The 26900-nt window shown below is 51.9% G+C and carries 29 protein-coding genes; 5 read left to right on the forward strand and 24 right to left on the reverse strand.

All coding sequences use genetic code 11. From position 1 onward, the window contains the following. Positions 1 to 493 precede the first annotated feature (493 nt). Both CVV30_06520 and CVV30_06525 read right to left on the reverse strand, forming a co-directional pair. The gene (locus CVV30_06520; GenBank protein PKL69757.1) at positions 494 to 1564 is read right to left on the reverse strand and encodes a DNA polymerase IV; all 1071 of its coding nucleotides are present in this window, start codon (positions 1562 to 1564) and stop codon (positions 494 to 496) included. A 61-nt stretch (positions 1565 to 1625) separates the two neighbouring features. Continuing rightward, positions 1626 to 2801 carry a hypothetical protein gene (locus CVV30_06525; GenBank protein ID PKL69225.1) on the reverse strand — a complete coding sequence of 392 codons (1176 nt, stop codon included), beginning with the start codon at positions 2799 to 2801 and terminating at the stop codon, positions 1626 to 1628. Between the two features lie 138 nt (positions 2802 to 2939). Here CVV30_06525 and eif1A point away from each other — a divergent pair, with 138 nt between their 5' ends. Continuing rightward, on the forward strand, positions 2940 to 3269 hold the full coding sequence (eif1A, locus tag CVV30_06530; protein ID PKL69226.1) for a translation initiation factor eIF-1A: 330 nt from the start codon (positions 2940 to 2942) through the stop codon (positions 3267 to 3269). A 56-nt stretch (positions 3270 to 3325) separates the two neighbouring features. Here eif1A and CVV30_06535 read toward each other — a convergent pair whose 3' ends face one another. From CVV30_06535 to CVV30_06545, 3 genes are all read right to left on the reverse strand, one after another. Next, positions 3326 to 4387: a hypothetical protein gene (locus tag CVV30_06535; GenBank protein ID PKL69227.1), complete on the reverse strand. Its 1062-nt coding sequence runs from the start codon at positions 4385 to 4387 to the stop codon at positions 3326 to 3328. A gap of 172 nt (positions 4388 to 4559) precedes the next feature. Continuing rightward, positions 4560 to 6764 (reverse strand): hypothetical protein, encoded by a 2205-nt coding sequence (locus CVV30_06540; protein ID PKL69228.1) that lies wholly within the window; start codon positions 6762 to 6764, stop codon positions 4560 to 4562. Positions 6765 to 6842: 78 nt separating this feature from the next. Continuing rightward, the gene (locus tag CVV30_06545) at positions 6843 to 7544 is read right to left on the reverse strand and encodes a hypothetical protein (protein ID PKL69229.1); all 702 of its coding nucleotides are present in this window, start codon (positions 7542 to 7544) and stop codon (positions 6843 to 6845) included. A 119-nt stretch (positions 7545 to 7663) separates the two neighbouring features. Between CVV30_06545 and CVV30_06550 the strand changes: the two genes are divergently transcribed. After that, on the forward strand, positions 7664 to 8869 hold the full coding sequence (locus CVV30_06550; GenBank protein ID PKL69230.1) for an MFS transporter: 1206 nt from the start codon (positions 7664 to 7666) through the stop codon (positions 8867 to 8869). 7 nt (positions 8870 to 8876) lie between these two features. Here CVV30_06550 and CVV30_06555 read toward each other — a convergent pair whose 3' ends face one another. Beyond that, positions 8877 to 9533: a YbhB/YbcL family Raf kinase inhibitor-like protein gene (locus CVV30_06555; protein ID PKL69231.1), complete on the reverse strand. Its 657-nt coding sequence runs from the start codon at positions 9531 to 9533 to the stop codon at positions 8877 to 8879. Between the two features lie 121 nt (positions 9534 to 9654). On the opposite strand from CVV30_06555, the gene CVV30_06560 reads away from it, so the two are divergent. Beyond that, complete coding sequence (locus CVV30_06560; GenBank protein PKL69758.1) at positions 9655 to 10725, forward strand: magnesium transporter CorA; 1071 nt, start codon at positions 9655 to 9657, stop codon at positions 10723 to 10725. Here CVV30_06560 and CVV30_06565 read toward each other — a convergent pair. After that, positions 10646 to 11236 (reverse strand): dsRNA-specific ribonuclease, encoded by a 591-nt coding sequence (locus tag CVV30_06565; protein PKL69232.1) that lies wholly within the window; start codon positions 11234 to 11236, stop codon positions 10646 to 10648. The two genes, CVV30_06560 and CVV30_06565, sit on opposite strands and share 80 nt — an antisense overlap. Positions 11237 to 11474: 238 nt before the next feature. Here CVV30_06565 and CVV30_06570 point away from each other — a divergent pair, with 238 nt between their 5' ends. Next, positions 11475 to 11930 (forward strand): ferritin, encoded by a 456-nt coding sequence (locus CVV30_06570; protein ID PKL69233.1) that lies wholly within the window; start codon positions 11475 to 11477, stop codon positions 11928 to 11930. Between the two features lie 129 nt (positions 11931 to 12059). On the opposite strand, the gene CVV30_06575 is transcribed toward CVV30_06570, so the two are convergent. The 7 genes from CVV30_06575 to CVV30_06605 all read right to left on the reverse strand — a co-directional run bounded on the left by CVV30_06575 (position 12060) and on the right by CVV30_06605 (position 16949). Then, positions 12060 to 12620, reverse strand: a complete 561-nt coding sequence (locus CVV30_06575; GenBank protein ID PKL69234.1) for a manganese efflux pump MntP — start codon at positions 12618 to 12620, stop codon at positions 12060 to 12062. A 36-nt stretch (positions 12621 to 12656) separates the two neighbouring features. After that, positions 12657 to 13568, reverse strand: coding sequence for a UV DNA damage repair endonuclease UvsE (uvdE, locus tag CVV30_06580; GenBank protein PKL69235.1), 912 nt, complete (start codon positions 13566 to 13568; stop codon positions 12657 to 12659). Positions 13569 to 13704: 136 nt separating this feature from the next. Next, the gene (locus CVV30_06585; GenBank protein ID PKL69236.1) at positions 13705 to 14271 is read right to left on the reverse strand and encodes a flavin reductase family protein; all 567 of its coding nucleotides are present in this window, start codon (positions 14269 to 14271) and stop codon (positions 13705 to 13707) included. Between the two features lie 72 nt (positions 14272 to 14343). Further along, positions 14344 to 14796, reverse strand: a complete 453-nt coding sequence (gene msrB, locus CVV30_06590) for a peptide-methionine (R)-S-oxide reductase (GenBank protein ID PKL69237.1) — start codon at positions 14794 to 14796, stop codon at positions 14344 to 14346. 90 nt (positions 14797 to 14886) lie between these two features. Next, entirely contained in the window at positions 14887 to 15456 is a 570-nt protein-coding gene (locus tag CVV30_06595; protein ID PKL69238.1) for a hypothetical protein, read from the reverse strand. 154 nt (positions 15457 to 15610) lie between these two features. Further along, a complete protein-coding gene (locus tag CVV30_06600) occupies positions 15611 to 16261 on the reverse strand; it encodes a chemotaxis protein CheC (protein PKL69239.1) in 651 nt (216 codons plus the stop codon). Positions 16262 to 16559: 298 nt separating this feature from the next. Then, positions 16560 to 16949, reverse strand: coding sequence for a hypothetical protein (locus tag CVV30_06605; protein PKL69240.1), 390 nt, complete (start codon positions 16947 to 16949; stop codon positions 16560 to 16562). A 231-nt stretch (positions 16950 to 17180) separates the two neighbouring features. On the opposite strand from CVV30_06605, the gene CVV30_06610 reads away from it, so the two are divergent. After that, positions 17181 to 17828 (forward strand): tRNA-ribosyltransferase, encoded by a 648-nt coding sequence (locus CVV30_06610; GenBank protein ID PKL69241.1) that lies wholly within the window; start codon positions 17181 to 17183, stop codon positions 17826 to 17828. A gap of 28 nt (positions 17829 to 17856) precedes the next feature. On the opposite strand, the gene CVV30_06615 is transcribed toward CVV30_06610, so the two are convergent. The 10 genes from CVV30_06615 to CVV30_06660 are packed head-to-tail and all read right to left on the reverse strand — an operon-like array spanning position 17857 to position 26798. Continuing rightward, positions 17857 to 18183, reverse strand: a complete 327-nt coding sequence (locus CVV30_06615; GenBank protein PKL69242.1) for a cupin domain-containing protein — start codon at positions 18181 to 18183, stop codon at positions 17857 to 17859. After that, a complete protein-coding gene (locus CVV30_06620) occupies positions 18183 to 19160 on the reverse strand; it encodes an isocitrate dehydrogenase (GenBank protein ID PKL69243.1) in 978 nt (325 codons plus the stop codon). Before CVV30_06620 ends, CVV30_06615 begins: the two co-directional genes overlap by 1 nt. Next, positions 19157 to 19957 carry a hypothetical protein gene (locus CVV30_06625; protein ID PKL69244.1) on the reverse strand — a complete coding sequence of 267 codons (801 nt, stop codon included), beginning with the start codon at positions 19955 to 19957 and terminating at the stop codon, positions 19157 to 19159. Before CVV30_06625 ends, CVV30_06620 begins: the two co-directional genes overlap by 4 nt. After that, positions 19954 to 20424, reverse strand: coding sequence for a 3-isopropylmalate dehydratase (locus tag CVV30_06630; protein PKL69245.1), 471 nt, complete (start codon positions 20422 to 20424; stop codon positions 19954 to 19956). The genes CVV30_06625 and CVV30_06630 overlap by 4 nt, the downstream gene beginning before the upstream one ends. Beyond that, a complete protein-coding gene (locus CVV30_06635; protein ID PKL69246.1) occupies positions 20424 to 21635 on the reverse strand; it encodes a 3-isopropylmalate dehydratase large subunit in 1212 nt (403 codons plus the stop codon). The genes CVV30_06630 and CVV30_06635 overlap by 1 nt, the downstream gene beginning before the upstream one ends. Next, positions 21635 to 22762 (reverse strand): homoaconitate hydratase, encoded by a 1128-nt coding sequence (gene aksA, locus CVV30_06640; GenBank protein PKL69247.1) that lies wholly within the window; start codon positions 22760 to 22762, stop codon positions 21635 to 21637. The genes CVV30_06635 and aksA overlap by 1 nt, the downstream gene beginning before the upstream one ends. After that, a complete protein-coding gene (locus CVV30_06645) occupies positions 22743 to 24014 on the reverse strand; it encodes an indolepyruvate ferredoxin oxidoreductase (protein ID PKL69248.1) in 1272 nt (423 codons plus the stop codon). The genes aksA and CVV30_06645 overlap by 20 nt, the downstream gene beginning before the upstream one ends. Next, positions 24015 to 24980: a radical SAM protein gene (locus tag CVV30_06650; GenBank protein ID PKL69249.1), complete on the reverse strand. Its 966-nt coding sequence runs from the start codon at positions 24978 to 24980 to the stop codon at positions 24015 to 24017. Next, a complete protein-coding gene (locus CVV30_06655) occupies positions 24962 to 25858 on the reverse strand; it encodes a hypothetical protein (protein PKL69250.1) in 897 nt (298 codons plus the stop codon). Before CVV30_06655 ends, CVV30_06650 begins: the two co-directional genes overlap by 19 nt. Continuing rightward, positions 25845 to 26798: a tRNA(Ile2) 2-agmatinylcytidine synthetase gene (locus tag CVV30_06660; GenBank protein ID PKL69251.1), complete on the reverse strand. Its 954-nt coding sequence runs from the start codon at positions 26796 to 26798 to the stop codon at positions 25845 to 25847. Before CVV30_06660 ends, CVV30_06655 begins: the two co-directional genes overlap by 14 nt. Positions 26799 to 26900 lie beyond the last annotated feature (102 nt).

The raw sequence follows: 26900 nt of genomic DNA on the forward strand, positions 1-26900 counted from the left end.
TAACAAAAAACTAACGGGTACCAGTGAAATTGATCCTGTCAGAATGCAGGGCACCACAAGAAGTATTTTTAATACAAAACCGGATCGTAAATGCAAAATATTTTGAATTATACATAAATCATCAATGCGAATGCTGAACCATTTATAATTTTGAGGTATTCCTCGAAAGAAATTTTTAAATATTATAAAGAACAACTAAAGGATATCCCCATAGAATGGAGGTGGTTTGATTTAATACCGGGTTTGATCCCATTCACTGCATTCCACAAAGTACACATCCTCAACCGGCTGTTAATTAAAAACGGCAGGAAAAAAGCCTCCCCATAACCAATATCGAAAAATTTCTTTTTGTGAACCTGACTTTCCCTTCAGGGTTTTTAGCATTCTTTTTTCAAATCGGTAAATTCTGTAACCGGACACGTATGAAAGAATCTTCCGGTAAATGCATTTCCTGCATAACAGAGAAGAGCCCCGATACCCGGTGAACAGGTTGCTACACCGGAAGGATCATCTGTCGGGCATCGCGTTTCTCAAATGAGGATAACCGTATACCGAGCAGCCGGATCTTCCGGCCATCAAACATTTCCCGGAGCAGAAGTTGTGCAGCTAAGCGGATCGTTTTTGGATCATTTGTATAGTGCGGGAGGGTCCGGGCTTTTGTCCGGGTCACAAAACCGGTATATCGCACCTTGATAGTAACGGTCCTGCATCGCAGGGATTCATCGATAAGACTCCGGCTCACATCCTGTGACAGTGCATCGATGGTTGCCACGATCACCTGCTCATCCGAGGTATCTTCAGAAAATGTTGTCTCGCGGGATACCGATTTCACACCGTCCCGCTCTTCAACCCGGTCATCATCGGTGCTGGAGGTAATTGCCTGGAGGGAGAGGGCCGAATGCCCGAATCGGGAGATCAATTCCTGGGTATCGTATTCGACAAGATCCTTGATCGTCCTGATACCCAACTCAAAGAGCGCTGCTTCGGATTTACTGCCAACACCGGGAATTTTCCGAACGGGCATCGGGGCAAGGAATGAATAAAGCGTTTCCGGTTTGACAAGAGTCAGACCATCGGGTTTGTTCACATCCGAAGCAATCTTTGCTACCACTTTTGTCGGCGCAATACCGATCGAGCACGTGAGCCCGAGCTGGACCAGGATCTCATTTTTTATCCGGACCGCACAATCGGCTGCCGTGGAAAAGCTCCGCAGGGGACTTATGTCCAGGAATGCCTCGTCGATACTCACCTGCTGGAACGGGAAATTATGGGATCTTAAGATTGCCATAACGGCTTCAGATGCCTTGGCATACCGGGGGAAATGTGGGGGCAGATAGATCGCCTGAGGACAGAGAACATAGGCCTGCGAGATAGGCATTGCTGACCGCACGCCAAATGCCCGTGCCTCGTACGAACAGGTAGAGACAACTCCTCGTCCGGTGCCATGCTGTGGATCAGCACCGATGACTACGGGCTTTCCCTTCAGCAACGGGTTCTCCTGCATCTCAACAGACGCATAGAAACTGTCCATGTCGAGGTGCAGGATGATCCGCCGGGGATCCATGTCCGTATCTTTCCAGGAGAGATTCGCGCCATTACCTTCCAGAACGGGACTCTTCACCATATCAGTTCGCTACCGATGCAAAATCACTGAGCCTGCACTGCCGCTGTCGGATTGTTTCCCGCAGCAATACTCCTTCCTCGATAAACCGGGTCATGGGCAGGGAAAACGATTCAGCAATATGGGAGAGAGCATCCCGGATTCCTTCAAACTCCTGTGCAGGCTGCCGCATTGCACCCCGCACATTCTCACGGACATTGAAGACACCCATTGGCACGTAGCCCCGGTGTGCCTCCCGGAGAATGATTGCTCCTGCCTGCTCCTTCTGGCGGGCAAGTGCTTCGAGCACGGCCATCTTGCAGGTGTAGTAGCATCCGCCCAGGTGAGAGTACTCTGTTTTCTTTTTGTATCCTTCATGATCGGAAAAAACCAGTTCCTCATTTCCCAGAACTTTTAAAAATGCCTCTGACCACTCGTATTTCCAGCCGGTGGGCATCAGGATAACTGCGTAATTGTTGTGGAGGCTTGAGAACTGGTGAACCCGCCAGGTATCGATCACCGGGTTTTTCTTTACGGCAGTGAGGAGCTGGTCACCGATCATCGTGTCGCACGCGGTGATTGACCAGCGGGTTGGAACAAGGTGCCTGGTCCGGTCCATTCCCATGGTACCGACCGAGAATGCCTTCTGGATACTGGAGAACGGGACTCCCTGCCGGTGCAGACCGGTGACCGCATCATTGGATCTCAGGTCTGTGTCATAGAACACCTTTTCGAGCTTGGTGTCCCATCTTCCGCTCTCGATCTCGAACCGCTCAATCCCTGCACTCGGGCCAAACGGGGTATGATCTTCGGAGAACGATGTACCGGTGGGAACCGATGAGAAAGCCACTTCGCTCTCTATGGAATTCGATGACAGGGAGATTTCCTGGAGTTTTTGAACAAACCGGGAACTGATATCTGTTGCATTTACCAGGGATTTTCCCCGCACAAGATTGAGCCGGTACCCGATGATCTCTTCCTGCGTATGGTTTTGCGAAATCCATGACTCGGGCATGTCCATGATCGTGGTGTCGCCGTGCTGAGGAGCAATCATCGGACCGGCATACACATCCGGATAATTCCAGCTGCCGATAAACACCGACGGGGGGGAGGTTCCCTCCATCTCTTTTTCCACCTCCACCGATCTCATCTGGAGGGTAGACGCGGTCAGTTGTTTCAGATAGGCACCTTTTCCGATCATGGGATTAAAAGGAAGGTAGATACATGAGCATATAAGGGCCGGAGTGCGTGGGGAGAAAGTGAGAAGTCTCGCCACCATTTATACAATACATACCTTCATTGGCCTAGACGTCATACCTGTAACAAAGGAGTTGTCTGAATTAGACCGAATAATAACGATGATGTAGATCCAAACGCAGTAAACGCGGACGGAACGCCGGTCGTCCGGGTTCGCCTGCCCAAGAAATGGGCCGGTGAGCAGTTCGCATTCGCAGACCTCATGATGGGGGCAAACCATATCCGGGTCCGGTGTTACGATGGCGTTACACGGATGGGCAGGATCAAAGGAAAGATCAAGAAGCGCGCATGGATCCGCGAAGGCGACATCCTGATTGTAACTCCGTGGAGTTTCCAGGATGAGAAGTGCGACATCATCTACCGTTACCTGCCACCCCAGGCGGACTGGCTGCGCAAGAACCGGTATCTCTGATACTTTTTTTTTAGTTTTTTATACGTGTGCCCGTCAGGCCACACAAAAAAATATTTTTACGCTATGCTCTGCCAGATCGCGAGCCCGAATTCGAGTGCAATCAGGATGATAATCACCCATTCGAGGAAATTGGAGTGTTGGATGCGCACCTCATCGGAAAGCATCGAGTAATTCTCCCGGATCACATCGATCTTCCGGGTCACGCTCTCGCTCCACTGGCTGCTGCGCAACACTTTTAAGGCGGTTGCATACACGCGGGCATAGTAGATATCCTCGGTCACTTTGATCAGGTTGTCAACTTTCTCGATGATCTCGGAGATCTCCGCGTACATCTCCATCTGGGCTGCCATGATCGCGTGATACTTGCGGCTCCGGCGGAACTGCGACAGTCGGTCGGCATGCTCGATATCATCGTACATCTTCTCCATCCCACGGGTGAGTTCCCGATCATAATACCGGAGCTCGAGCACCTGCACATTGGCAAACTCAATTAAATCGATGATATCGGTCGGGCTCTCCGGATCACAGATAAGCGCTGAGTCCCATGACAACATGACAAGATCATTAACGGTATAACTCAGCGAATTTTTTACAACTTCCTGGCGCATCTGCGGCGAGATATTCGCGGTTTCACCGGTCAGGAGCGGGACCGGGTCGATCGAATCGTCCCGGCGATTGGTCACGTAGATGGTATAATCTTCAAAGAACTCGGGATCAATGGCAAAATTCTTGATGTGCGGTTTGATGATCTCGCCCAGGGTCTTGAGATACTGGACATAATACTCAGCAAGCCCCTCCTGCCCGGCAAAGAGGAAGGCGATATTCTCCAGTTCGGTATAATCGGCTTCCCGGTCATTGTACACAAAACAGAAACTGATTGCGCCGATATCAAAGACCCGGGCAACCACCGAGAACTCGAAGGTCCTGCCCTCCCGCTCCACCAGGATCGGGTGCATCTGGATCATGAGAGGCGGGTCTTCCATCATGATGGACTTGGGTTTGACCCGGACAAAACTGGTTCTTGCGGTAAAATAATTCTGGGCGAGCGCCCGCTCGAGCCAGTCGATATCGATCTCCCTGCCAATATCGTAGATACGGTACAAGCGCAGCGAGATCATACTAGTGTACCCCCGTTACTATTCGGGGAATTACAGGAATCGGACTCAAACTGCATACTGGACAACTCTCTTATGAAAAGGTGACTGTATAACCATAAAGGGATATGCCAAAAAGAAAAAGCCGTGTTTACCATCCCATCAGCCAGCGGATATGTGCCAGCATCGCATTGAATTAGGAAGACCCGGCTTTGAGCGCTGCGTACTGTTTCCGGTTGAGGGCACGGGGATCTCCGGGCTTTAAAGCGAGTGCCGCATCGAAAGCTTCCACAGCTTCACCATACCGTTTCTCATCAAGCAATGCCAGACCGAGATTATACCAGCCATGGAAATACTTTTTATCGAGATCGAGCGCTTTTTGAAACGACGTGAGAGCGGTATCGGATTGCCCCCGTCTCCGGTGGATCAGGCCTTTGTTGTTCCATACCTGTTTATTGGCAGGATCGAGACGGAGTGCATGACCATAGGCTTCAAGCGCTTCTGCATACTTCCCGAGATCCGCAGCAGCACGCCCGAGATAATACCAGCTGCGTGAACTGGCAGGATCTATTGAGAGTACCCGGTGGAACGCACTCATGGCCTCTTCATAGCGGTGGTTCTGGTAGAGATCGACGCCGATCGAATACCATGCAAGTGAAGCATCGCGGGGGGCTTTCCTTTTTTTATCAAGAAAGGCCACGTAATTGCGACTCCTTCGCGTCAGGAAGAGTGCCCCCCCGTAATTCCTCCGCATGAGCGAGAGCTGCTCTGCTACCTGGTTCGCCCGGATGAAAGCCTTTTTTCCCGCACCCGATCTGCCAATATTGATTAAAACAAAACTTTTCCCCACCCATGCAAGCGCATGCTGGGGTTCAAGAGAGAGAACCAGATCATAGGCCTGCAGGGCAAGTTCATAGGATCCCTGCCGGCTGTGAATTGCTGCCTTGTTAAACCAGGCCCGGGTCAATGCATGGTCCCGTGAAATTGCTTTTTCAAATGCAGATAGTGCATCCTCATTTCGGTTCAGCTGTCGGAGCGCAACACCCTTGTTATACCATGCTGCTGCATTCGCAGGGTCAATTGCAAGAGCGGCATCGTAGGCCACCAGTTCCTCTTCGAACCGGAAGAGCCGGAAGAGTGCGAGCCCTTTGTTTATCCGGATGATGGCCGAGGACTTGTCAAGTGCCAGTGCATGATCGAAATTGATAATTGCGTCTGCAAACTGCCCGAGATCGATCTCTGAAAGGCCCTTGTTGTACCATGCAGCCATCATGGCGGGATCTGCACTGATAGCGTTTTCATAGGAGTGAATGGCTTCTTCTGACCTCCCAAGGGTATCAAGTGCTATTCCCCGGTTATACCAGAGCAGGGGCGAATGGGGATTTGTCCTCAGCTCGTTATCGTACTCCCGCACGGCTTCTTCCATGAGACCGGCACGGGCCTTTTCAAATGCCCGGCTGCCCCAGGCTTCCGCAGTATTCGGGTTGACCGGGGGCATCCGATCGGTAATCCGTATACGATCTTCAATGCGGGAGACAAACCGGAATATTTTTCCTTCGGTATACCAGGCTACTGCACAATCCGGATTGAACTGGAGCGCCCGGTCGAAAGACTCCATTGCAATGCTGTTATTTCCCAGTTTCCCCAAGACCATCCCCTTGCCCATCCACGCATCCGGCATTGCGGGGTTCAGGGAAAGGGCATGATCGAACAGATCGAGCGCTGCGGGAAACCGGCCCAGTTCCGCAAGGGCTGTTGCTTTACCAGCATATGCATATTCACTATGCCCATCGAGTTGTATCGCCCGATCATATACCACAATCGCTTCTTCGTATAACCGCTGTTCAATGAGGGCAGAACCCAGCGTGACCAGAGCGAGGATATTGTCAGGTTCAAGTGCAATTGCTTTTTCCGAGAATTCCTGCGCCTTTGCATAATCCCCCAGTACAAAATAGACAAGGCTCTTTCCCATAAGAGCGGGTGAAGTATCAGCCGCACAGGTAAGGGCGCGATCATAGGATTTTATTGAACTGTCGTACCGTTCAAGGGCCAGCAGGGCATCACCCATGCCCGTCCATACAGGAGGGTTATCCGGTTTTAATTTTAGTGCACGATCAAAGGATTGGATTGCATCATCATTGCGCCCGAGCAGGTGCAGCGCGATGCCACGGCTGTACCAGACAAATTCATTGTCCTCTCCGAGTGCCAGGGCACGGTCAAATGCCTGGATGGCTTCGGCATTCTCGAAAAGATGGGCAAGCGCCATTCCCTTGCCATTCCATGCGCCTGCATTTCCCGGGTCAAGGGCAAGCGACTGCTCGAAGGCGAGGAGTGCTTCCTGGTACCGGTTCTGATCCTGGAGGGCCATGCCGGAAATGTACCAGGAGCGTGCATCATCCATGAACAGGCGTCTTGTTTCCGGATTTATGAACTTTTCCAATACGGGATATGCCAGAATACTTCAAAAGAAGAAAAAAGATTATTGTGCTTTTCGCATGCAGAAGGCAGCACAACACCCGCTGATCACGAGTGCACCTGCCGTTACTTCAACAGGGAGGGGAGATTTTGCTGTGGTTGTTGCCGGAACAGCGGGAGTAGTTGTCGTTTCCAGGGGTATGGCTCCAGGAGCAACCAGCTGGAATGCAGCCTTGCTGTATACGTCGTCCATTCCAGGCTGGTTAAGTGCATCAGAGAGAGCTTGCATTGTATCCTTATCATGGACACTACCGACTCCCGTGAAGTTGAAAATCATCGTGTTGGTCCTGGTGTTGACGACCTCTCCGGTATATTTACCGGATTCGATAAAGTCGATATCAAATTGTCCATCCATAGCCGGGCTCTGGACAAAAACATAGTACGTTGCCGGGGGCAGATGGGCGGTCTGGTAACTCTGTTTGTAAGAGTATCCGTCTGCATTGAGCGGCACCGTCGTGACGTTGACATAATTCCCGGCAAATACCCATATCTGGACACCGGCAGTTAGATTCCCGCCTTCAGCTACCCCAGTGACATAAGCGGTGTCACCAACGACAGGAACTACCGGTGAAATACTGACACTGACAAATGGCTTTACAGGAATTGTTGCCGGTGAATCGACTGCACCGGAAACAGGAAGCACAAGGAGTGCTGCCAGCACCACAAGAGTAAGGATTGCGATCCCAAGGGAAACAGATTTCTTCATACGTGATTTTTACGTAGTAATTCCTATTAGCATTATGGGTTTCATACCGCGCTGCCTGGATTAGCACCCATATTTCTGATGAACACCAATGCCGGGGATAAAAAGCAATGTCGCAACCAATGTTCCGCCCGATAGAACGCATCTTACCGGACCGCCGGATGATGTACTACCTGTTCCTGCTCGGGTTCTTTGCAATTTTTTCAACAACGATCTCAAAAAATCCGGTTTTACCCCTCTTCTCTCAAGCTATCGGGGCAAACGATGCGGTGATCGGGCTTGTTGCGGCGGTATCCCCGCTGGCCGGTATCCTGTTCTCGTTTCCCATCGGCGTCTTGTCGGATCACATCGGGAGAAGAAGACTGCTCATCACCTCGGGGCTGGTGTTTTTATCGGCCCCGCTTCTCTACCTGCTCATTTTCGATCCGCTCTGGCTCATTCCGGTCCGGTTCTTTCACGGTACCGCCACGGCAATTCTCGGGCCGGTCATCTCTGCCGTTATCGCTGAGCGATTCCCGGAGAATAAAGGTGCAATGCTCGGGCAGTACTCATCGGCGACACTCATTGGCCGGACCGTTGCACCGCTTGCAGGAGGGATCATCCTCTCCGCGTTCATAATGTACCCCGGATTGCTGCCCTACCGGATGGTATACGTTGCAGCGGCGCTTGCAGCCGTACCGGTATTCGTCCTGACTCTCATGTATCGCGAAGAACGTTCAGCACCGTTAACCCTGCTCCCGGTCTCGACTTTCCGTGAGAGTTTTGCCACGTTCTTCTCCAATAACCGGCTCCGTGCCACCGCACTCGTCGATATGGCAACCTATTTTACGTTCGGGGCATTTGAGACATTCCTCCCCCTCATTCTCGCATCCCGGGGCATCAGTGTTTACCTTATTGGCATCATCTTTGCGGTGCAGGTATTGATCATTGCCGGAACCAAACCATTCTTTGGAACACTCGCCGACCACTACGATAAACGCATCCAGATCGCTGTTGGGCTCATCATCCTGGCATGTTCTGCGGTCTGCATTCCTTTTGCCTCGGAATTTTTTACGGTCGTTATGGTGAGTGCGGTATTGGGTCTTGGCATGTCCCTGTCTACCGTAGCAACCAGTGCATACGTTGCTGATGTTGCAAGAAAAGAGCAGATCGGGGCATCGATGGGGGCATTATCATCGACGATGGACATCGGGCATGCAGCAGGTCCGCTGGTAACAGGTATTGTTGTTATGGCGGCAGGGTATGTCTATGGTTTTTTTGTCAGTTTCTTACTGTGCATTGCAGTCGCGATCGTTTTTGCCATATCAGTCCGGAACAATTCGGAATAAAAAATGATTACCGTGTGAACGTTGTTAAAAACTCAGCCTTTGCGATTGTATGCCCTTGTAATGCCATGTCGATCGATTCACGGTCAGCAGTCGGCTGGGTGATATCAATATCGACAGCATACAGCCTGAATATGTACCTGTGTGTTGTCCCGATGGGCGGGCAGGGTGGATAATATCCTCTCGACCCGGCACTGGTGTCCCCTTGCTGTGCTCCGTTTTCAAGCACCTTCCGGGCGGTCTGGCCGCCGGGTATAGTGTTGGAACCAACGGGAATATTGTAGACAAGCCAATGGGTAAATGTCCCGGAGGATGCATCGGGATCTTCAAGAATCAGCACAAGACTTTTCGTGCCGACAGGAACGCCCACCCATGAAACGGCAGGAGATTCACTTGCACCTTTGCAGCTATAGACTTCCGGGAGAGCCGAACCCGAAACAAGTGAATCGACCGTGAGCGTAAAAGCATCTGAAGGTGCAGAGGAGGGGGTCTGTGGGTATCCGGGTTGTCCCGGGGTTGGGGAGTCTGGGACTGATGACGACTGCACGTTTGTGGTACACCCACTGGATATGAGAAGAACAATAAGAATTACTGCCGGGAGCATGGACCTGCGATTATCCATAACCTGACAGGAACATGCAGGATAATAAGCATTCCGACGAACCATCTCATGACGATAATACGAATCATCCTGCACGAGCAGCCACTTATTTACCCTTAAGATATCAATAATTCGTACGATATACGGTCAAGCTCACGACCGGTTTGTATGTGGCGACACTATGAAAATGCAGAGTACTCCCCAGATACCCCAGATTTCGGGCCCCATCCCTTTGAGTTTCTGTATTATTCTTAGCAAGGATGGCCGGATTGACCGGTTGGTGGACCGACCTCTTGAAGAATATCTTACCGCAATCCGTGATGCCAGCATCGCATGGATAGATTGCAGCACCAGCGATGATGAGAAAGAGATCGAGCAGATCGCACTGGATGCCGGATTCTCCAAGATCCCGATTCCGAAACTGACTACGGGTTTTTACTCTGCATACGAAGATTACGATACCGAACTGGGCATTATGCTCCCTTCCGCAACGGTTAAGGCAGAGAAGATGTCCGTTCACCCGCTCTTTGTCCTTATCCGCGACAATTTCATCTTAACCTTCCACAGCCAGGAGATCAACCGGCTCCTGAGATTTTCCCGGTATGCTCCGCAGTTCTTCAAAAAGATTGCAGAAGAGCCGGTTGTGGACAAAATAACCATGGTTCTCGAACGTATCATCGATGAGAACAATGACCGGAACTTCGAGTATCTCCGCGAGATCGAGATGCATGGTGACCAGATCAGCAAATCCCTGATTGAGGAGAATTTAGCCAAGAGAAAGATCGCCCATGACATTTACCGGATGAAACACGTGCTGATCGATTACTTAAACGTGCTCTGGGCGACAAAAGACGTGGTCGATTCCCTGCGCTACGGGGATGCGGACCTGATCACTAACAATGAAAAACTCTTAGGCAGGATTGGAATCCTGTCGGATAACATTGACCGGCATATCGAGCTCTCGGAACAGATGTCGAACGTACTCTCTTCAGGGCTTGAAGTGATGCAGAGCATCTACAACAATCAGCTCCAGAGCATGAACAACCGGTTCGCTCTCGTTACTGCGTACCTCACGGTGCTCGGTACGGCATTCCTGGTCCCGAACACGATCGCCACTATCGCAGGGAGCGGGATCATGGAGGGGACGATGGCAGCACAATGGTGGTACTTGCCGCTCCTTATCCTCTCCACGGTGATCGCGACTGCAGTTTCTTTGCTCTGGGTGCTCCACGTCTGGGGGATGAAAGCGGACGACTGATAAGCGGGATTTCTGCCGGTTTGGTTACTGCCCCTTTTTTGATTTTTCTGAGTTCGGGTTCGAACCAGAGTCCGATACACTGTTTTACCACGCCAAAACCTGCATCGCTGTCGAGGAATATGGCACCGATCAGGGCTTCTAAGGTATCGGCAAGGATCGTCTCTTCTCCAAGCCGCATCAGTTCTTTCTCGCCACGCCCCAGGCGGATGAACCGTTTGATCTTTAACCGTTTGCCAACTTTTGCAAGGGTCTCGTTCTTCTCAACCAGTTCCTTGTTTACCGTGATCTCTCCTTTGGTCTCAAGGCCTTTTTCCATGAGATAGAGAATCAGCCCTGTCTTGAGTACGGCATCTCCGAGCGTACTGTAGGCTTCCTGATCCATGCACCGCTTGTTCTGCTGGAGCAGTTCATTGGCACACGCAGGATGCGTAAGTGCCCGAATCAGATGTTGCGGTTCAAAGAAATGATAGCCGAGAATCTGTTCGATCTCTGCACGGTCATCTGCGTCCATGTCTATGTAGTGTTCACGAGAGTATCTGATAAAACAGTTGGCATGGACCTACAAACGGGAGTTGAGAGATTTCAGGAAATATGTCCACCGAACAGGCATTAAACGAGAAATTGACGACAGAACTCGCTAATCTTCTGATGATAAATGGCCAGAACGGGTGCATATTCACCCTATTTGGGGTGGACCAATGTTATTAAATATACTAATAGTAATATTCTAAAAAAAGAGGTGTGTAACAATGAAAACAGACGATGCAAAGAAGATCATATCTATGGCAATCGACCGGGAAGTTGAAGCGTACACGTTTTACCGTGGCATTGCAGACAAGGTAAAGGACTCAGCTTTAAAGTCACTGTTTACCGAGCTTGCCGGAGATGAGAAAAAACACCGCGAGTTCCTGCAGGGAATGCTCACAAAAGATATTGCAAAGATGCACTTTGATCCAAGTCATGATTACAAAGTAGGAGATTCTCTCGCGACACCAGCCCTGAGTGTTGATATGAAACCTCTTGAGGGTCTTGTTATCGCGATCAAAAAAGAACTTGAAGCAGTGCAAATGTATACGCAACTTGCCAACCTGTCAAAGGACATTGAGACGCAGCTGCTATTTTCCCAGTTGGCGAACATGGAACGCGGCCACAAGGCCCGGCTCGAGGACGTCTATACCAACATGGCGTTCCCCGAAGTGTGGTAAGTGAAAAAACGAAAAACGTGGATGCTCAAAACGCATCCCATCTTTTTTTCCTTTACTGTTTTAGTACTCTGGTTCAATATTTATTCCTGCATCAGGGCATTCCTGCGACGTGCAGGAAAAACGGATTATTTACCAAACCATGTGTTCTGCAAGAATGTTGATACCGATCAGGATGAGGATAATGCCTCCGATAATCTCCATTTTTTTGCCAAGAATATCTTCGAGCCGCTCACCAAGCATCACACCGGCAAACGAGATTGCAAAACAGACAAAACCCATGATAATGGCAGGAATGAGTACTGCGGTCTGGAGCACCCCGAAACTTACTCCCACAGCTAGGGCATCGATGCTGGTTGCAAGGGATAAAACGATCACCGGGACCAGCTGGACAACCTCAATATGGGCCTCCTCTTCGCCCCCTCGTACACCCTCCAAAATCATCTTCCCGCCAACGATGGCAAGCAGGATAAATGCAATCCAGTGATCATACGCCGAGATATACCCGATGACAGATGATCCTGCCATCCAGCCAATGACGGTCATCCCTCCCTGGAACACACCAAAAAAGACCGCGATGATTACGGCAGCGTAAATCAGTCGGGTTTTTGTGGTCGTGCCAATGGCAAGCGATACGGCAAAACAATCCATGGAGAGGCCAATGCCGATCACAACAGGTGTCAGGAAATCCATATGTCGCAGTAATCTGGGTGGGGAAGTCTGATAAGATCACGTTTTGGTTGTCTTTCTTATGACCAGCCGGGGATCACTGCGGGCAATCTCAAGTGCTGAAAGGGCACTTTTCTCCTTATCCTTGATCTCGAGCATGATATCGAAATCTGCCAGCATCGTTTCATGGAGAAACTGCCGGAACTCCTCGGGCACAATATGCTCGGCATGTGCCCCCACCCGTTTTCCCGGTTCCTGCGAGCTGTAATCAACCATTGGTATGCCATCATGTGTTTTCCAGGTTGCTTTAAGGGATCTGAGCAGGTCAGAGAAACGCTCCCCGTTGTTATGAAGTGCATGATGAAACGAATCCGCGATAACAGGGATGCCGGTCCGCTCGTGCAGGGCAAGGCAATCGCGGATCGTGTACAGCCGCTCATCATTCTCGATCACGAGCCGGTTCTTAATGACCGGATCGAGCAGTTCGTACTGGTCGGCAAACCGGTCCATACTGAGCAATTTGTCGCCATACACACCCCCGACGTGGATCTGGACTTTTGCAGCCCCGTCAAGGCCCATCAGGTCGAGCACCTGCACCTGGTACACCAGATCGGCAATACTCCTTTGCAACACTCCCTTGTCGAGGGCATTCAGCAGCACAAACTGATCGGGATGCATGGATATCCGGAACCTGTTTTCACGGATGTATTCACCTATACGCTGGAAATCACCTGCAAAGTGTTCATGCCAGGGGAACTTACAGATCGAGTGCGAGGCAAATGGCACGAGATCGGACGTGATCCGGAAAAATAGCATTCCGTGCATGACATTGTATGCGAGAATCCGGGACAGGCAAGCAAGGTTTTTACTTACCGTTTCTTTCAGCCGTTCTTCTGAATAGGATGCCAGCCGGAAAGTATTCGATGCAGTGCAGCCGATCGAGCGGTTTATGCAGGGATAGCCAATGCGCATGAAAACACCTACGTCAGAATCTAAATAACGATACAACCTCAGAAACACTGTCGCGTCGCAGCCTAAACCCGGGATCGATAGGAATCCAGTCGTTCTTGTTCATCTTACTGTAGATCATCAGGAATATTCCGACATTTTATTCATGCACCAGTTTTTTCCCAGCACTCCACGCTTTACCGGCACAATCGCCAACGGTCCAGTAACGGTTGTCCGGCATGGTAAGCAGAAGCGGGTTTAACTTCTTTATATCCGGTTTACTATCAGTGAGATACTTCTCTTCTGTGTATGAGGCAATAATTTCTCCAATGTAAAAATTATTGGTGGGATTTTCCACCGTAGTCTGCAAACGGCATTCCAGGGAGAGCGGACATTCGGCTATCATAGGAGCGGTTTTCAACTCACCGTAATACACGTCAAAGAGTGCTGCCTTGTCTGTATTCCTTCCCGAAACCAGCCCGCAATAATCCGTCTTCTCCATCATTTCTGCCGATGGGAAATTGATGCTAAACGTTTTGTTCTCCTCAATGCCCCGGATTGAATGATGGTGGCGCCCGACACCGCAGCCAACCGTAGGAGGGTCTGCATTGACGCGTGTGATCCACCCTAGCGCCATAAAATCGGGTTTTTTGTCCACCAGTGTGCCAAGTAAGGTAACCGACATGGGATACACAAAGACATTCCTGCCTGCTGAAATTTTTCCCATAGATCCATTCACCTGCTCTGCTATGGGATAAGCAATATAAAAAGAGTTGGGTAAAAAAATCTACCGGGATTGTCAGGAGGTTTTGTAAAAATCCAGTGCCGCCGAATTCATGCAATACCGCTTGCCCGTTGGCGCAGGACCATCATCAAAGACATGGCCAAGGTGTGCCCCGCACTGGGCGCAGAGCACTTCGGTGCGTGACATCCCGCCCGAAGTATCTTGGTGAGTGCGGATATTTAACCCGGATACAGGAGCAGAGAAGCTGGGCCAGCCGGTGCCGGAATTAAATTTGGCAGCCGATTCGAACAGATCAGTGCCGCAACAGGCACAGGTATAGATGCCATGTTCTTTCCATGCATGATATTTTCCGGTGAATGCGTATTCTGTGCCCTGTTTTCGCGCCACTTCAAACTGTTCCGGAGTCAGAATCGCCCGCCACCCCTCATCGGTTTTTACCACCGGAGGTACCTGTTCTGTTTTTCCCGTGCGGGCATGGTAAATAGGAATTGTCTCGTGACCGTTCATTTCCCTTTCATCCTTTATCTTCTGTTAACGACTTACGTGGATGAGACAAGGCATAGAGCTTTGGTTTGAGGAAAAACAGAACAACAGGGATCAGAACCCGAAGAATCCTAGGATCCGGGCCTTTGCATCCTTGTGGAAGATCTTTGCACCTTCCTTTATATTGCGCACATCTTCTACGGTGTAGAGAATGTCCGGATATTCCCGTGAGAGTATGCCCATCAGCCTTCCTAATTCCGAGCGGGGCACAATCATAAAGACAATTGTCACGGTAGAGGAGAAACTGCCCGTTCCCTCGATTCGGGTCATACCATACCCGAGGGTGGCAAGCTCGGTGATGAGCGGCCGGGGATCAACCGGGATGAAGATCCGGACGATCACATACCCCAAGGAGATCATCTTTTCGATCTCCATACCGAGCAGTGTCCCGAGACCATAGCCTGCAAGGTAAGCGAAGAGGTTTAAGTAATCCGACAGGTTGGTGAGCACCAGACCGGTTGAGAGCAGCCAGATACCGGTTTTAATGATACCGATACATGCGGCAAGGTTCGCATGTCCCCGGTTGATATAGATCGTCCTGACCGTTTCAAGACTGGTCTCAACGATCCGGGCGATAAGGATGATGAAGGGTAATACCAATCCTCCCAGGACAACCGGTTCCATCCCGCACCACACTCTTAATCATAATAATCATACGGGGGGTCTTGAATAGATTGCGGAATAATCCGGGAATTTCCTGACCGGCCAGAGTGTTTTGCCAAAAGGGATAGGATTTTTTGAGGATATAATCCGGGAGTCTTTTTAAAGATCGCTGTCCTTATACGGGCGATTCATTTTTCATCATTGCTTCGAGTCTCAACGCAATCTGCTGGAGCGTGTTAACTTCAAGGAAGATGAGAATATTTCCAGCGATCTTGTGCTCATCCGAGGTCAGTTTGACTTTGAAGAGGATCACATCGTCCACTTCAACGGTCATCTGAGCGATCAGGGAGGTGATGGCCGCATGCGCCATGTCAACTACCAAGACAGGAGGTGAGGGGAGCATCCCGAGGCCAATGAGATCAGATGCAGCGCTTAAAAATGATGAGACCATAATATTTCCGACTTCGATAATCGCACTCTGGTCCATCTCGCTGAAAGGGTGTTCGACTTCGGAAGGCCATGGTACCATTTTACTTTGTGAATCGATTCCCTGCACAATATTTGCGGTCCGCTTGGCAGAATCCCGGGGGAAATGCAGAACTAAAAATCCCCCATGGGGGATCTCGCCCTGGAGCTCAAAGATGACCATGGTGGTCAATTCATCGGTAAGAAATTCTCCCACCTTAGAGATATCGATAATATCAATCTTCGGCACGCTCATGCCGATGTTGGTATTGAGCATCTGCGAGAGCGTGGTAGCCGAATGTGCAGAACCAATATTGGCAAGTTCCTGCAACGCATCCATCTGTACTGCGGTAAATTCCATAATGCACTCGTTTTATTAAGGGATTTTTAACCGGCAACCAATAGCCGGGTTTCCCGTTCATGTACCTGTATTCCCCATTATCGCTTTAGCCGAATACTACTGGTATTGATGGGGTATTATTTCTGAACACATATAACTTGTGGAGTTTGCCTGACGTGATCACAGGGTTTATTGTACGGATTTTTGTGTCCGGTTATGCCCCAATCACTGAGATAAAAGGAGACTTTACCAATCCTGGCAGGATTTGGTGAATAATCCGGGGAACGGGGGTTATCTTTCAGAATTCAGGGCATCCGGATTATAGCCTTCTGCGCCGTTTTGCAAAGGCAATCTTTTCTTCAAGGGCTTTTTGTTTCTCTTTAATGACCCCAAGGGGTGCCTGATCGACTTTCAGTGCCGCAATTTCCGCAAAATCCTTGATCATGTCCAATTCTTCTTCATGAGTAAAATCTTCACGGGACAGTCGTTCCAGGAACTCTTCCTCACCCTCGATTGCACGTTCGGGTTTGGGGTAATCGACCAGGTATTTTGCCTTACAGTAACGGCAGCGGGTATGATAATTTCCCATATTCCGCTGTTCTTTTAAGATGAGCTTGAAGTTGAGTCCTTCGCAATGGGGGCATTTCCATTCGAGCGTGAGCCCTTTCAGGACGCCATTGGTATCGTGTTCAATGAATTGTTCGAACATTTTTTCGCCGGTTTTTCTGCTGAATTATCGTTTACCTGCTAATCCTGATTAAAACTTTGGAAAGGGTAGTACGGTTCCCTCACCGCGAGGAGATGAGGATATCTGCCCATGCCGGAATAGGTCATCGAACATTTGCAAAGGATATGATTATCGCTGGCCGGTCCTGAAATCCCTGCATTGTCCTTTGCGCTTGATTCTTGTATTCCCGCAACGATCTGGTATGGTATAGTTATGGATACTCCGGAAAAATCTGATATACAGGATAAGGAGGAAACTCCGCTCCTGACCGATCCCCCCTTTTATCTTCCGGAGTTTGAGAAGTCGTACCGTTACATTATCGATGAATATGAAGTAGCCCCCAAAGATATCGCGATCTTCATGCCCTGTGCGGTGCGGAAACCCTACAGTGCGAGCCCGAGCCACCAGTTGATCCGGATGATCATCTTGCAGGTGCTGGATCCTTCCCAGTATCACATCGTGATCTTCGGGACCTGCGGGATTGTGCCTGCCGAACTCGAGACCATGTACCCGTATGCCCATTACAAGTACATGCTCGGGAAATGCAATGACGAGAAGGTCAAGGAGGATTTCCTCCGCATCGAAACCGAGCGGGTAGCCGGCTATCTGGAGAAGACCCGGGACGTGTACAAATACCGCATCGCGTACTCGATCGGGCTCTTCCGCGAAGCCCTTATCCGGGGTTCGGAGCAGGCAGGAGTACCTATCGACCTGATCCTTCCCACACGGGACATCATCAACAAGGTGATCGAGGAGGGCGACTGCACATTCCAGGAAGGCAGTCTCTCGATGGAGGAGTACCTGGGTGAGTTCTGCGATGCCCTGATCCAGTTCCGGAACGAGCGGCTGGGAAAGAAATAGAAAGAAAAACACTAACCAGAATGGTTTGCTATCCCGGCAGGTAATCTTCACGGACGGGAGAAAATACTTCGACTGCCACCGAATCAGCGACAATCGTTGCCCGGTGCTCCACATTCCCCGGTATTATCCAGCTGTCACCGGGCCGGACCTCATGCACATCATCGCCAATATTGAGAAACATATGGCCGGAAACAAGGTACCCGGTCTGTTCCTGCGGATGCCGGTGGGCGGGAAGAAGGGCACCCTTCCTGAGCACGAATTCCGTCATGAGGGTATGTTCTCCATGGACCAGTGTTTTCCGGGTAATCCCCTCAGTTACCGGTATGTGCCCGGAATCCTGTTTTTGTGCGAACATCAGGAACGCCTGCCCGTCTGTTCCAGCACGCGGAGCACCGCATCCCCGAACTCCCGCGTTCCTGCCGAACCGCCGAGATCCCGGGTCTTTATTCCCTGTGCAAGCACGGACCGTATCGCAGATTCAATATGATTCTCTCCCTCTGCATCCCCAACATGGGTCAAGAGCATTCCTGCACTCCGCAGGGTGGCTATAGGATTGGCAAGGTTCTTCCCGGCAATATCCGGGGCACTGCCGTGCACCGGCTCGAAGAGGGCATACCGCTCACCGATATTTGCACTTGGAACCAGTCCCAGCCCCCCGACAAGATACGAGGCAACGTCCGAAAGGATGTCCCCGAAAATGTTGGTCGTGACAACTACATCATACGATGCAGGATGCTGGAGCACATCGAGCGAGAGGGCATCGATAAACTTGTCATTATACGCCACCCCGGCTGCCTTTGCCTCGGCAATACAGATCTCACGGAAGAGCACATCTGATTTGAGCACGTTCGCCTTGTGGCCGATCGTCAGCAGTTTCCTCCGCTGCCGGGCAAGTTTGATTGCCATCCTGACGATCCGTTCCGAACCTGCCCGGGTCACCACCCGAAGCGTAGTCGCACGATCCGGGCTGTTCTGTTCAATACCCGAATATAGACCTTCGGTATTCTCCCGCACGATCATGATATCGAACCCGCCATCCTTTACCGGACGGAGGTTAGCGTATAGATCGAGCGCTTTTCTTATCCGCAACACCACGCTCTGGTAATCCTTCATCGGCGGGGTGGTGATCGCCCCGAACAGGATCGCATCCGCATCCTTCATCTCGCGGATCTCCTTGTCGGCACACGGGCAGCCGGTCCGCTCCCACATGCCATACCCTACGTCAACCGTGAAATAATCGTACTCGGGATGGAGCAGTTCGAGCGCACTGCGGGCAACCGGGATCACTTCATGGCCGATCCCGTCCCCTTCCACTATCGCGATTCGTGTCATCGTGCCCTCCACTGCGCCACCATGTCTTCCACCGCATGAGCAATGCGGGAGGGATTTGCACCCCAGTGCACAACAGCGCCAAACTTCCCGTTATACATGCCAATTCCCTCGCGTTCAGAACGGCAGCAGCGGGCAATGAACGGCTCTTCCCGCACGGACTCAAGGGGACAAATATTTTCCAGCGCGAAATCCTTTCCATAGCATTCGGTGTAGAACTGCGAACCGGTCAGGCAGCCGGCCACCGTCTCGCCACCCTGCATCGGATCAGCATCAAGTGTTTTAGTATATCCTGCAGCACGGCAGGGGTAGACATCTGCTTTGACCTGTTTGATATCCCGGATGTGATGGCAGAACGTGATCGACAGTTCGCCGAAGAGTCCCGCTGCCTGCAATTCCCGGAGACAGGCAGAGAGGCTCGGACGGGGCGGGGATACATCGTAGACATGGATCTTAAGAAATCCCGAAAGATCGGGATCGACCACGAAGGTCATGTGTTCATCCAGCCCGGTAAATATCGTGCACCGGTATCCCGTATCCAGTGCAAGCTCCACCAGTAGTGCACGATCATTGATCTGCACCTTTTCAGGATAGCGGTAGGTCTCCTTCGCTGTTGCGATCACCTTTGATGCAAGGGGTTTTCGCATCATACCGTTTCCGCTGGGATCAGGTGTAATTTCAAGCAGTTCGAAGCCAGTACCGGTGTCATGGACAAGGTAACGGCTCAGGAAATACACAAGATCGCCGCAGGGTTTTGTTGTTGCGTACCCCACCTGCTTACACTGCTCGGGAAAGATCACTTCTTGCTCCTCCAGTACTCCACCAGTCCACCGGCAGAGAGGATCGCCTGCATCCGCGGGGAAAGCGGGTGGATGGAGTGTCTCTTTCCCTCCGCTTCAACCCATCCTTCGGAAAGATCAAACGTTACGAGACATCCTTCTGTGCAGGAGAAGTCACATTCGATGAGCGGAAGCCCGACATTAATTGAATTCCGGAAGAAGATCCGGGCAAACGATGGTGCAACCACCGCAGCAACCCCGGCCTCACGGATCGCGATCGCCGCCTGCTCCCGGGATGAACCGCAGCCGAAATTCTTTCCTGCCACGATCACCGACCCGTCAAGAAGAGGAGCAAGCGAGGGATCCAAGTCCTCGAACACATGCTCAACCCAGATGCTGTGATCCTTTGTCCGCAGGTACCGCCCTGCGATAACAAGATCCGTATCTATATCTGGACCTACGCAGACTGCACGCCCTTTGCCCTGCATCAGCACACCTCCGGTTCGGTGATCTCGCCTTCAAGCGCACTGGCTGCTGCCGTAGCTACCGAACCCAGGTAAATCGTTCCACCAACACCCATCCGGTTCTTAAAATTCCGGTTTGCCGTGGAGAGGCAGACCTCCCCTTCACCCAGCACACCCATATGCGAGCCAAGACAGGGGCCGCAGCCGGGTGTACCAATAGTACAACCGGCATTCACCAGATCGGTAAGCACTCCGGTCCGGATTGCTTCTGCCAGTACTGCCCTGGAGGCGGGAACCACAATCGTCCGCACCGCCACGCTCTTTCCCCGGACGATACGGGCGAACCGCGCAAGATCGGAATACCGCCCGTTCGTGCAGGTGCCGACAAAAACCTGATCAACCGGAAGTCCGGCAATCTCCCGCACGGGTTTGACCGTGTCAACCCGATAAGGCACCGAGACCAGCGGCACAATCTCCGACAGGTCAATAGAGAGTTCCTGCGCATAGGTGCAGGGTTCAGGTACCTGAGGTTGCACAACCTGTCCTGACCGGGCGAGATATTGCACGGTCATATCATCGGCATAGAACAACCCGGTCTTTGCCCCGGTCTCGACCGAAAGGTTACTCAGCACGAGCCGGTCTTCCATGGAGAGTCCGACAACCCCGTCACCAATAAATTCCAGTGCCTTGTAGGTAGCGCCGTCCATACCCAGCCTGCTCACATACGTCAGGGCAAGATCTTTTGCTTCCGCAGCACCGGAGAATGAACCGGACAGGTGTATCCCGATACTCTCCGGAATGCGGAACCAGGTCTCCCCGGTCAGCCAGATTGCCGCCATATCCGTTGCCCCGACACCAGTCGAAAACGCCCCGAACGCACCCAGCGTGCAGCTGTGCGAATCTGCACCAACAACGACCTCACCGGGGAGCACGACGCCCTCGCTCATGATCTGGTGACAGATCCCGCAGCCAATATCGGTGAAATGCATGAATGAACCACGGGCGAATTCACGCAGTTCATGCTGGAGCGATGCCGTGTTGCTGTTGTTTGCGGGAACGATATGATCAAAGAGCATCGAGAGACGGGTCGCATCCGTGAGCCGGTCACTCCCGATGCGTTTCCACGCCTCGAGCGTGAGGACACCCGTGCCATCATGGACATAAGCCCGGTCTACCTTCCGGTCCACATAATCACCGGCATTTCCGCCAAGAATCCGCTCCGATAATGTTGCCATTATTCACTCTCCTGCTGTGCTTTTTTGATCAGTTTTCGTAAGATATCCGGTGTGATATTGCATTTGTGTTCGGAATGATCCTTGACCAGGTCAAGCACCCGGCATACCTGCTTATCAGTACATTCGCAGCCGAGCGATTCCATGACATACTCGAGTGCCTTCCTGCCGGTATGTTTCCCTAAGATGAATTTTCGTTCGCTTCCCACCATCTCCGGGGTGAAATATTCATAGGAAACAGGGTCTTTCAGAATCGCCGCGATATGGATCCCGCTCTCGTGGGAGAATGCCAGTTCGCCGGTCACCGGTTTGTTCCGGGGGAGGGTGATGCCGGAGAATTTTTCAACCATATGCGAGAGTTCGGTCAGCCGGGACAGGTCATACCGGTCAATCCCCTTCTTCATCCGCAGGGCAACCAGCAGTTCCTCAAGCGAAGCATTTCCCGCCCGTTCACCGATACCGTTTACCGTAGTGTGGAGCTGGAAAGCTCCGGCTTCGGCAGCCGTGAGGGTGTTTGCCACTGCACAGCCCATATCATTGTGACAATGGGCACAGAACGGCACGTCAACTGAGGCTACGAGATCGGTCATGATCCGGTCCATTTCAGAGGGAATGAGACAGCCAACCGTATCGGCAAAACTGAGCAGCACTGCACCGTGGTCCGCCGCACTCCGATAGACTTTCTTGAGGAAGGGAAGATCGGTCCGGGATGCATCCTCGGCAGCAAACCGCACCTGAACGCCGTGATCCCGGGCATAATCGATCATCTTTAAGGAGTCTTCCAGCACCTCATCCCGGGTTTTTTTGAACTTGAGCCGGACATGCAGTTCTGAGGTAGGGATGAAGATGCTCACCATGGCGACATCGCAGTCGATGGCAGTCTGGATGTCCTCTTCCCGTGCCCGCGAAAAGCCGCAGATACGGGCATCAAGGCCGAGGTTTGCTATTGTCTTGACGCACTGTTTTTCGTTCTGGGAGACTGCAGGAAACCCGGCTTCGATGACCTCTATGCCGATCTCATCGAGAAGGGTCGCAATCTTCACTTTCTCTTCGCAGGAGAAGGATACACCGGGTGTCTGCTCCCCGTCCCGCAACGTTACATCACAGATCTCAATATTTAACGATTTCATGACTGCTCCCTTCCGGACAGGTACCTTCTACCACAAGCGTGCGGGGCGTGTCCGTCACCACGAGCTCGCGTTTCAGTGTCTCTTCATCCTCGGCACGACAGATCACCGGGTCTGCCCACATAAGATAGGGAACCGGATTATAGGAGGTCTGTTTGCCGGTCATCGCCGTGCAGTTGTTGCTCATCACAATGCAGAGCATCGGAAGCCGCTTCTCGTACACATCGATCAGGGCATTCATGCCGGAATGGAGCATTGCATAGTCACCAATCAGGGCAACTTTTGTGCTCCGTGCCGCAACCGCAATGCTTGAACCCATGCCGTAACTGGCAATGCCCAGTTCGTACGGGGCTGTCATGCCCAGGATTGAACAGCCTGCATCACAGATCATGTTCATCCGCCGTTCTTTGAGGATGTTCATCATGGACTTGAACGGGCAATCTTTACAGAACGTCTTGTAAAAACCCCGGTCATCCATTGATTGCGGGTGCTGCTGCGGAACCGGCGGTTGCAGACCGCGGTGATCGCGGACAAAGGTCCGGCCGATCTCGTTTACCTGCATGACCTGGACTGCCCGTTCCGGCAGGGGATGGACGGTAACAATCCGGGTATTTCCCGTTGCAGCTCCGACTCCTGCCGGCTCTCCCTTCCACTGGTTTAATGCAGAACGATTCGACCAGTCAAACATGGTCCGATAGAGTTCCTCAGCAGCCGTTATTCGCCCGTTCATTGTCCAGGACCGGTCAGAGAGCCGACCGTTCCCGTTTTGCCGGGGAACTGGTGAATCAGTCACCTCTGCATCCATAATTCCAGGCGTCAGCCTGAGTATCGCGACCCGGGAGAACTGCTCTGATGCAGCAAGCGCCGCTTCAACACCAGCATAGCAGGTGGAGATATCAGGTTCAATCACGGGAAGTTCCGCCAGCTCGCCGTAATACCGGGAATCCTGTGCAGTCTGCGATCCCTCTGCCTCGGGATCATCACCGGCCACAAGAAGAACTCCTCCGATAAGGCCCTGGGCAGCTGCCTGCAGCAGGGGATCCGCACAGGCATTCACGCCCACATTCTTGATGATTACCGCGGCCCGTCGTCCTTCCAGCGAATCGCCCAGCGCGTATTCGAGTGCTGTTTTCTCATTGATTACCATCTCCGCACGGGTTTTTGCACCAAGTTCAGTTACGGGAAATCCCGGAACGGTATATTGCCGGTCAGTGCATGCAAGCAGGGCTTTTGTTATCATATCAATGCCTTTCATCTAATCTCTCCCCGGTACAAGATCGCAACCGGCACAGTTCGAACACATCGTAAGCGCCTCTTTCGGGTCAAGCCCAGCTTTTGCAAGTTCGCGTTCATGGATACCAAAGATCTTTTTCAACCGTTCGGCTGATGGGCGGGGAGTACCGGTGAGCTCAGCAACCGGGTTGAGCGGGCGCAGTACCGGAATTATCCCGTGAGAAGTCAGTCGTCTGATACAGGCCTCCATCTCCCCGTCAGTCTCGCCGAGACCGATAATCACGTTGGAAAAGACCCTCCCTTTACCAAAAAGTTCCACGGAATGGTCGAGCACTCTCCAGAGCATCTCATAATCAAGCCCCGGGCACTGCTTTGCAAAAATAGCAGAGGTTGCTGCCTCGATATTGAACTTCACTTCGATCACACCAAGTGCCTTGAGCCGTTCAGGAGTTTGATCCGTTGGATAGATCGAGACACCGATAGGGAGATCGTAAATCTGGAGGTGCTTAATCACATCGAGCACATAGGATTCTTCTTCTTCGATCGTCTCAAGTATACCGCTCGTAATGGAGATTGCACTAATCCGGTACCGGACGGATTCGACCATTCCCGTAATCTCCTCAATTGTCTTTCGTTTACCACTTAACGTTGGTACAGGACAGTAGCGGCAGTGGAAGATGCAGCTGCCGGTCACCGTGATGAACGCCTGGTCGGGACAGTGACATCCCGGCTCAAGGAGCCTGCCCGGAATGAGCGCCCCCTCAAAATAGAGTTCGGCAACACCATTGCCCCGGTGAGCAATCTCCACTGCGCTGAGTGGGTTTAAGGCAAGCTTGACCCGGTGGTCACCCATGGCGAAGAATACAGCACCACTCCCTCCGGCACCCGGCCCTGCGGCTGAACGCGCGATGAACGGTTCCGCAGGTTCACCGGTAAGCCGGGCTGAACCAAGAGAAAGGAGCCGGGCTTTTAGATCGGTCCACTGCATAATTCCAGTGCCTCCTCGTACCGGGTGAAAAACGGAATGGCCGCAACCGCCCCGGTGATACCCCGCCCATTCATGATGATCTTTAAGTTCTTGTCCCTGAGCTCTTCAATCAGTCCCGGCTGGACCTCGCCACGTTTCACTTTCCGGCCGTATGCGAGCAGTTCATCTGAAGGTGAAAAACCGGTGTATACGGCCATACCGGTCTTCTGGGAAAGGGTGTATTTTTTCAAAAGAGCGTGGAACCGTTCGGTAAGCCCGGCAGGATCAGTTGTCGCAAACTCTGCGACAAGCCCAACGCAGTTCTTGGTCCGGTAAGCGACCGGGAAGAGCTGGACTATTGTGTGCGAGAGATAGACTGAATGCTCATCTTCTACGGCTTTTGCTATATTATGGACCAGTGTCCACGTTGCCCCGTCTTCAGGAGTATCGGTGTCATCAACGCCAATGAGCATCCGCTGCATCCGGGGCATCCAGATGGTAGCGCCGGCAACTTTTCCTCCACCCGCAGGATCGCTCCGGCTCCGCAGGACTCCGCGTGCATCCGAACGGCAGGAGGCAGCGCCAACTCCGCCACCACCCATACCGATATAGGTGACCGCAATCTCCGATTCGTCAACAGTACATGCCGAAATACCCGCCGGGAATCGCGAGCCTTCCAGTGCAAGATCCACCGATTGCGGTTTTAAGAGATACCGCATGGTTGCACCCACGCTGCGGACATCCTCCACCACCGGGCTCTGGGCATAATGGTGTTTCGACCACATTGCACCACCCACACAGTCAAAAAATTCGATCAGTTCCACCCGGCTGCCGGTCTCATCAGCCACCGCCACGATCTGCGGGTAGTGGATTACATAGGGTTCGTCAATGCTCTCCATACAATCCTGCCGCCTCTATACCCATGTTGCCCCAGAGCACTGCACCCAGTGCACCGATCCGTCCTTTCCGGCCATTGGTATCAAGAAATTCAATCCCCAATGTCTTTGCCTCCCGCTCAGCCTGATCAAGGGTCAGGATCTCTGTCTTGACCCATTTGAAAGCGGGTGATTCAATCGGAAATCCGATGCCACGATAACAGGCAATACCCGTATCCTGAGAAAAGGTATGTCCCTGTACAAACGTGCAGATGTATTCCTGTAATTCTTTGATCTTTTCGGGTTTGACCGCAAAATTCAGTGCTGAACCGACGCAGTTCGTAGTCTTGTGAGGAACGGCGGGATTGAGCTGGACAAGGCGCATGTTCAAAAATTCAACACCCTCAATAGTGCATGCCTCTGCACACTTGAGCGCGGTTACCCAGGTCGCACCCTCGGTTTTTGTATCTGTGTCATCGATGCCGAAGCAGAGCTTCTCGTACCGGGGGGAGACAATCCGGACCCGGTTTGTCCGTGCCCCGCCCACTATCAAGTCATCCTCTGTTGGATATTCCGCTCGTATGACCCCCGGAGCCTGCGGAAGGCATGCGGCAATTCCCACACCGGCGCCGGCGATACCGGACCATGAAGTGATCACCTCATCACCGGCAATCTCGACTCCTTCGAGTGCCTGCCCACCGATATCTCCCGCGGCTGCACCGAAGTTCACTGAAAAACGGCCCAGCCGGGCATGGATGGTCATGGATGTTCCCTCCACATCGCAACCGGTGACTGCACCCCCGGCACGCTTGCGGTTCATCGCATCCCATTCAATCGTGCCGCGTGCCCGGCACTGTTCAAGAATCTCTGCTATGCCGGCACGTTCATCGACCATTACAAGAAATTTCTGGGCAAAAAGCGGTCCAAAACGCTTTTTTACGTCGTCGGGCTTCAGGGTGATCATGTTATCGCCGAAAATTTCGTTAACAACAGAATCGGCAATAACAGTATTTATAGCGATCGATACGTGGCAGGAAACGTTAGTAATATAATAATCCGGGAAAAA

This window comes from Methanomicrobiales archaeon HGW-Methanomicrobiales-1 (assembly GCA_002839675.1).
Classification (GTDB): domain Archaea; phylum Halobacteriota; class Methanomicrobia; order Methanomicrobiales; family Methanospirillaceae; genus Methanoregula.